Origin of the sequence: Serratia sp. HMSC15F11, assembly GCF_001808215.1 — a bacterium.
Taxonomy (GTDB): Bacteria; Pseudomonadota; Gammaproteobacteria; order Enterobacterales; family Enterobacteriaceae; genus Serratia; species Serratia nevei.
In genome coordinates, this window is sequence record NZ_KV792486.1 from 195,837 (window position 1) to 203,038 (window position 7,202).

General features: G+C 58.7%; 8 protein-coding genes. 7 read left to right on the forward strand and 1 reads right to left on the reverse strand.

The window, feature by feature from the left end:
- The first annotated feature begins 56 nt into the window (after positions 1 to 56).
- The 5 genes from HMPREF3138_RS17845 to fis all read left to right on the forward strand — a co-directional run bounded on the left by HMPREF3138_RS17845 (position 57) and on the right by fis (position 4,303).
- On the forward strand, positions 57 to 299 hold the full coding sequence (locus tag HMPREF3138_RS17845; protein ID WP_038879749.1) for a YhdT family protein: 243 nt from the start codon (positions 57 to 59) through the stop codon (positions 297 to 299).
- Positions 289 to 1,734 carry a sodium/pantothenate symporter gene (panF, locus tag HMPREF3138_RS17850; RefSeq protein WP_038879752.1) on the forward strand — a complete coding sequence of 482 codons (1,446 nt, stop codon included), beginning with the start codon at positions 289 to 291 and terminating at the stop codon, positions 1,732 to 1,734. The genes HMPREF3138_RS17845 and panF overlap by 11 nt, the downstream gene beginning before the upstream one ends.
- A gap of 11 nt (positions 1,735 to 1,745) precedes the next feature.
- Positions 1,746 to 2,627, forward strand: coding sequence for a 50S ribosomal protein L11 methyltransferase (gene prmA, locus HMPREF3138_RS17855; RefSeq protein WP_033636181.1), 882 nt, complete (start codon positions 1,746 to 1,748; stop codon positions 2,625 to 2,627).
- 393 nt (positions 2,628 to 3,020) lie between these two features.
- Entirely contained in the window at positions 3,021 to 4,025 is a 1,005-nt protein-coding gene (gene dusB, locus HMPREF3138_RS17860) for a tRNA dihydrouridine synthase DusB (protein WP_004936856.1), read from the forward strand.
- Positions 4,007 to 4,303, forward strand: a complete 297-nt coding sequence (fis, locus tag HMPREF3138_RS17865) for a DNA-binding transcriptional regulator Fis (RefSeq protein ID WP_000462905.1) — start codon at positions 4,007 to 4,009, stop codon at positions 4,301 to 4,303. Before dusB ends, fis begins: the two co-directional genes overlap by 19 nt.
- A gap of 127 nt (positions 4,304 to 4,430) precedes the next feature.
- Here fis and HMPREF3138_RS17870 read toward each other — a convergent pair whose 3' ends face one another.
- Positions 4,431 to 4,772, reverse strand: a complete 342-nt coding sequence (locus HMPREF3138_RS17870) for a hypothetical protein (RefSeq protein WP_016930249.1) — start codon at positions 4,770 to 4,772, stop codon at positions 4,431 to 4,433.
- 247 nt (positions 4,773 to 5,019) lie between these two features.
- Here HMPREF3138_RS17870 and lpxO point away from each other — a divergent pair, with 247 nt between their 5' ends.
- Positions 5,020 to 5,925, forward strand: a complete 906-nt coding sequence (lpxO, locus tag HMPREF3138_RS17875) for a lipid A hydroxylase LpxO (protein WP_038879755.1) — start codon at positions 5,020 to 5,022, stop codon at positions 5,923 to 5,925.
- Positions 5,926 to 6,222: 297 nt separating this feature from the next.
- On the forward strand, positions 6,223 to 7,143 hold the full coding sequence (lpxP, locus tag HMPREF3138_RS17880; RefSeq protein WP_038879756.1) for a kdo(2)-lipid IV(A) palmitoleoyltransferase: 921 nt from the start codon (positions 6,223 to 6,225) through the stop codon (positions 7,141 to 7,143).
- Positions 7,144 to 7,202 lie beyond the last annotated feature (59 nt).

Genomic DNA, 7,202 nt, shown 5'->3' on the forward strand with positions numbered 1-7,202 from the left:
CCGTAAAATTCCCTACCTTTGATGAATCCATCACCGTAAACCTATGGGAGACACGGATGGACAAACGTTTTATCCAGGCGCACCGCGAAGCGCGTTGGGCGCTGGGGCTGACGCTGCTCTACCTGCTGACCTGGGGGCTGGCGGCCTACCTGCCGGACAGCGCTATCGGCGTCACCGGCCTGCCGCACTGGTTCGAAATGGCCTGCCTGCTGGTGCCGCTGCTGTTCATCGGCCTGTGCTGGCTGATGGTGCGCACGGTGTTCCACGACATTTCGCTGGAGGACCGCGATGCAAACTGAAGTGATCCTGCCGCTGGTCGCCTACCTGCTGCTGGTGTTCGGCCTGTCGGTGTACGCCTACAGCCGCCGCCAGAGCGGGAATTTTCTCAGCGAATACTTCCTCGGCAACCGTTCGATGGGCGGCTTTGTGCTGGCGATGACCCTGACCGCCACCTACATCAGCGCCAGTTCGTTTATCGGCGGCCCCGGCGCCGCCTACAAATATGGCCTGGGCTGGGTGCTGCTGGCGATGATTCAGCTGCCGGCGGTGTGGCTGTCGCTCGGGGTGCTGGGCAAGAAATTCGCCATCCTGGCGCGGCGCTACAACGCCATCACCCTCAATGACATGCTGTATGGCCGCTACCAAAGCCGCCTGCTGGTGTGGCTGGCCAGCCTCAGCCTGCTGGTGGCGTTTCTCGGCGCCATGACGGTGCAGTTTATCGGCGGCGCCCGCCTGCTGGAGACCGCCGCCGGCATTCCTTACGACACCGGCCTGCTGATCTTCGGCATCAGCATCGCGCTGTACACCGCCTTCGGCGGCTTCCGCGCCAGCGTGCTGAACGACGCGATGCAGGGGCTGGTGATGCTGCTCGGCACCGTACTGCTGCTGGTGGCGGTGATCCACGCCGCCGGCGGACTGGACAGCGCGGTGCACAAGCTGCAGCAGATCGATCCGGCGCTGGTGTCGCCGCAGGGCGGCGATCAGATCCTCAGCCTGCCGTTTATGGCGTCGTTCTGGATCCTGGTGTGCTTCGGGGTGATCGGCCTGCCGCACACCGCCGTGCGCTGTATTTCCTACAAGGACAGCAAGGCTGTGCATCGCGGCATTCTGCTCGGCACCGTGGTGGTGGCGGTGCTGATGTTCGGCATGCACCTGGCCGGCGCACTCGGCCGCGCGGTGTTGCCGGATCTCAAGATCCCCGATCAGGTGATCCCGACGCTGATGATCACCGTGCTGCCGCCGTACGCCGCCGGGATCTTTTTGGCGGCGCCGATGGCGGCGATCATGTCGACCATCAACGCCCAGCTGCTGCAATCCTCCGCCACCATCATCAAGGATCTCTACCTGGGCGTGCGGCCGCAGCAGATCCACAACGAGCGGTTGATCAAGCGCTTCTCCAGCCTGACCACGCTGATCCTTGGCCTGCTGGTGCTGCTGGCGGCCTGGCGGCCGCCGGAGATGATCATCTGGCTCAACCTGCTGGCTTTCGGTGGGCTGGAGGCGGTGTTCCTGTGGCCGTTGGTGCTGGGCCTGTATTGGGAACGCGCCAATGCTCAGGGAGCGCTTAGCTCAATGGTGTCGGGTGCGGTATGCTATACGCTATTGGCCAGCTTCAACCTGCAGCCGGCGGGGCTGCACCCTATCGTGCCTTCGCTGTTGCTCAGCCTGTTGGCGTTTTATCTCGGTAACGTCGTCGGCGAAAAGCGCCGGGCGGCGTCATCATTACCCTCTTGAAGAGAATTGCTATGCCTTGGATCCAACTCAAACTGAACACCACCGGCAGCCAGGCGGAAGACCTGAGCGACGCGCTGGTGGAAAGCGGCGCCGTGTCGGTGACCTTCCAGGACACCCACGACAACCCGGTGTTCGAACCCTTGCCGGGTGAAACCCTGCTGTGGGGCGATACCGACGTGATCGGTCTGTACGACGCGGAAACCGATATGGCCGAGGTGGTGGCGATGCTGGAACAGCACCCGCTGCTGGGCGCCGGTTTCCGTCACAAGATAGAACAGCTGGAAGACAAGGACTGGGAGCGCGAGTGGATGGACAACTTCCACCCGATGCGCTTCGGCGAGCGCTTGTGGATCTGCCCGAGCTGGCGTGACGTGCCGGATCCCGACGCAGTCAACGTGATGCTCGATCCGGGCCTGGCATTCGGCACCGGTACCCACCCGACCACGGCGCTGTGCCTGCAGTGGCTGGACGGCCTCGATCTGGCCGGCAAAACCGTTATCGACTTCGGTTGCGGTTCCGGCATCCTGGCAATCGCCGCCCTGAAGCTGGGTGCAGCGCGCGCTATCGGCATCGATATCGATCCCCAGGCCATTCAGGCCAGCCGCGACAACGCGCAGCGTAACGGCGTTTCAGAGCGTCTGGAGCTGTATCTGCCGAAAGACCAGCCGGCAGACCTGCTGGCTGACGTGGTGGTCGCCAACATCCTCGCCGGCCCGCTGCGCGAGCTGGCGCCGCTGATCGGTTGCCTGCCGAAGGCCGGTGGTCATCTGGGGCTGTCCGGCGTGCTGGCCAGCCAGGCCAGCAGCGTTGCGCAAGCCTACGAAGAGAAGTTCACGCTCGACCCGGTCGCCGAGCGTGAAGAGTGGTGTCGCATCACCGGCCGCCGCAAGTAAGCGTCACGGTCTATTGCCCCCTCATCCACCGGCCCTGCGCCGGTGGATTTTTTTTGCCTGGCGATCGGCCTGCGGGCGAGACAAAATTTTATGCAATTTTTCGCCGCTCAACGACGGATCGCCCTGACAATGCGCCTTCCAGACAGGCTATCTCGGCAAAAAACGCGGGTGAATGCAGATAATATTCTGCGCAAAGGCGAATATTTTGCCGCACACAAAATAAGCACTTTTCGTCAACTTATTGTAAAATATATATAATATTTTTATGAATCACCGCGTAGCGCATTTTTCGTCCTAATATCGGGCCAATTGGTTAAAGTTTGGCCTTTCATCTCGGCGCAAAAATGCGTAATATACGCGCCCTTGCGGACACAGTATGGTCACTCTTTGTCTATGCGCATTGGACACCACCAGCTTACTAATTGCCTGATTGCGGCCCCGATGGCCGGTATTACAGATCGCCCGTTCAGAACCCTCTGTCATGCAATGGGTGCTGGGATGGCTGTATCCGAAATGCTCTCCTCCAACCCGGAGGTGTGGCGGACGGATAAGTCGCGTCTGCGTATGGTGCATAGCGATGAACCAGGGATCCGCTCCGTGCAGATTGCCGGATGCGATCCTGATGATATGGCCGCCGCCGCGCGTATCAACGTGGCCAGCGGCGCGCAGATCATCGACATCAATATGGGATGCCCTGCCAAAAAAGTGAACCGGAAGCTTGCCGGGTCCGCCTTGTTGCAGTACCCGGATCTGGTAAAACGGATCCTCCACGCGGTGGTTGACGCGGTGGATGTGCCGGTAACGCTGAAGATTCGCACCGGCTGGGCGCCAGAGCATCGTAACTGTGTAGAGATTGCCCAACTGGCCGAAGACTGTGGTATTCAGGCCCTGACGATTCACGGCCGAACCCGCGCCTGTCTGTTTAACGGCGACGCGGAATACGACAGCATTCGGGCAGTTAAGCAGAGTGTTTCCATTCCGATTATCGCGAATGGGGATATTACTGACCCGCATAAAGCCAGAGCAGTGCTCGACTACACCGGGGCCGACGCCCTGATGATAGGCCGCGCTGCTCAGGGGAGACCCTGGATCTTCCGGGAAATCCAGCATTATCTGGACACTGGAGAGCTGCTGCCGCCGCTGCCGCTTGGCGAGGTGAAGCGCTTGTTGATTGGGCACATTCGGGAATTGCACGGCTTCTATGGCCAAGGCAAGGGATTCCGGATTGCTCGTAAGCACGTGTCCTGGTATCTCCAGGAACACGCTCCGAATGACCAGTTTCGGCGCACATTCAACGCCATAGAGGATGCCAGCGAACAGCTGGAGGCGTTGGAGGCATATTTCGAAAATCTTAGCGTAAAAAAAGAGCTGACAGAACTATGTTCGAACAACGCGTAAATTCTGACGTACTGACCGTTTCTACCGTTAACTCACAAGATCAGGTGACTCAAAAGCCTCTGCGTGACTCGGTTAAACAAGCACTGAAGAACTATTTTGCTCAACTGAACGGTCAAGACGTAAATGACCTGTATGAGCTGGTACTGGCTGAAGTTGAACAGCCACTGTTGGACATGGTGATGCAATACACCCGTGGCAACCAGACCCGCGCAGCCCTGATGATGGGCATCAACCGCGGCACGCTGCGTAAGAAGCTGAAAAAATACGGCATGAACTGATACTAGTCAGTTAACGTGTTGAAAAGGCGCAACCTTGCAAGAGGCGGCGCCTTTTTCTTTTGGGGCATACCCGGTTTGCGGGCAATAAAAAAGGCCGCAGCGCGGCCCTTGGGGTAAAGCGGAGACCTTATTCGGTCGCTTTGTTCTTGAGACTTTCCGCCCCTTGCTTGGTCTTATCCCAAGCCTTCTCCGTACCCTGTTTGGTGGAGTGCCAGGCCTTTTGCGAGCCCTCGCTCACTTTGCTGCCGACGCTGTCGCTCTTGCCTTCGGCGGCGTGCTTGGCTTTCAGCTTCAGCTCTTCACCCTTGTCCTGAGACTGGTGCAGCTTTTCTTTGGCGGTATCCGCCCCTTTGTGCGCTTCGGCAACGACCTCGTTGCTGGCATGAGCGGCGGTGTCGGTCGCGGTCTCAGCGGCGAACACCGGGGAAGCGAGCAGCAGTGCAGACAAGGCAATGATTGATTTCTTCATAAGTCCCTCTTTTCTCAGATACGTGCCATTCGTCATGAAACAAGATGGCATGAAACGCCCATTGAACGATTTAAGAATAGGACTAAAACCAAAAAAATCGACATAAAATTTTATTAAAAATAAATTTCTCATTCTTTTATGCCGTTCGAGAGAATCCTGGTAAAAAAGCACGAAAACGTTAAATTTTTCCTGTCACAAAACTATAATTTGTATGAATTTTTAACAAGCATTAGCAGGGATGGATTCTATGGTTGCCGCGATCATTATCGGCATTTTCATCGTCAGCTTCCTCTACGCGCACTCCCGCGGCAAAGAGAAACAAAAGGTTACCCGCCAACTGTTCGATCACTCCACCTTTATGGGGCCGATCAACATGTTTATGACCGGCTTCTCCCGTTTGCCCGCCAAACAGCCCTATTTCGACGAAAAAGGCTTCCCGGAGCTGCAGACGCTGACCGACAACTGGCAGGTGATCCGCGAAGAAGCGGTGCGCCTGCAGGATCACATCAAAAAAGCGCAGTCGCACAACGATGCCGGCTTCAACACCTTCTTCAAACGCGGCTGGAAGCGTTTCTATCTGAAATGGTACAGCGACAGTCACCCTTCGGCGCAGACGCTGTGCCCGAAAACCGTCGAGCTGCTCAACCGCATCCCGTCGGTCAAGGCGGCGATGTTCGCCGAGCTGCCGCCCGGCAGCCATTTGGGTAAACACCGCGATCCTTACGCCGGCTCGGTGCGCTATCACCTGGGGCTGATGACCCCCAACGACGATCGCTGCTTCATCGAAGTGGACGGCGAGCCCCACAGCTGGCGCGACGGCGAGGCGGTGATCTTCGACGAAACCTACGTGCACTGGGCGCAGAACGCCACCGACCAGACGCGCATCATTCTGTTTTGCGACGTCGAACGGCCGATGAAATGGCGCTGGGCGCAGGCGGTCAACCACTGGGTCGGTTCAACGCTGATGTCGGCGGCCAGCTCGCCGAACGACGATCAGGACCGCACCGGCGGCATCAACCGCATTTTCAAATACGTCAACGCGGTGCGCGATGCCGGTCAGCGTCTGAAAGCGCGTAACCGCCGCGGTTACTACCTGCTGAAATGGCTGGTGATCGCTGCAATCTTCGCCGCGATTATCATTCCCAGCCTATAAAACGCGCCAATCTTCAACTTAGGGGCAACGCGAATGAGAATATTCGCATGCCCCTCTTCCGCCACACCCCGTACCCTGTGCTAGCATATGCATTCCTAGAGCCGCCTCCGCTGGCCAACAGCTATCCCTCCGAAGCCTGATAGCAGCGCAAACCGCCCTTCGAATGTAAATGTTTAGTCAATTATGGAATTCTGACTAAACCCTGGCCTTCCCCGGGTGTCTGAGTAGTCGTATCGCTATCGAGTGGATCCTTTATGCGCTACAGGTTGCTACCCCCTAACGCATAAACGAGCTGCTATGAAACGCCAAAAGAGATTTCAACTTTCCTTGCTGCACCCGCGCTACTGGCTGACCTGGTTCGGTCTGGCCTTGTTGTTCCTGCTGGTGCAACTCCCCTACCCGCTGCTTAACCGCCTTGGCGTATGGATGGGACGCACCTCGATGCGTTTTCTCAAGCGCCGCGTCACCATCACCCGTCGCAACCTCGAGCTGTGCTTCCCCGAGATGGACGAAGCGCAGCGCGAGCGTAAGGTGGTAGGCAACTTCGAGTCCCTCGGCATGGGCCTGTTGGAAACCGGCATGGCCTGGTTCTGGTCGGATAAACGCGTCAAGCGCTGGTTCAACGTCTCCGGTATCAACCACCTCAAAATGGCGCAGCGCGACGATCGCGGCGTGCTGGTGATCGGCGTGCACTTCATGTCGCTGGAGCTGGGCGGCCGGGCTATGGGCCTGTGCCAGCCGATGATGGCGATGTACCGCCCGCACAACAATAAAGCGATGGAGTGGGCCCAGACCAAGGGCCGCATGCGCTCCAACAAGGCAATGATCGATCGCAAGGATCTGCGCGGCATGGTGCACGCACTCAAGCGCGGCGAGGCGGTGTGGTTCGCGCCGGATCAGGACTACGGCCCGCGCGGCAGCGTATTCGCGCCGCTGTTCGCCGTCGATCAGGCCGCCACCACCAGCGGCACCTTCATGCTGGCGCGTATGGCCAACCCGGCGCTGGTACCGGTGGTGCTGATCCGCCGCGAACGCGGCCGCGGCTACGACCTGCTGATCCAGCCGGCCCTGGAAGACTACCCGCTCAGAGACGAACAGGCGGCGGCGGCTTACATGAACAAAGTGATCGAGAAAGAGATCATGCGGGCACCGGAGCAATACATGTGGCTGCACCGCCGCTTCAAAACTCGGCCGGTCGGCGCGCCCTCGCTGTACTAACCCTCTTTTTTTCAGCCCGGCCGACGCCGGGCTTTTTTTTGGTTCATCGCGCTTTACCG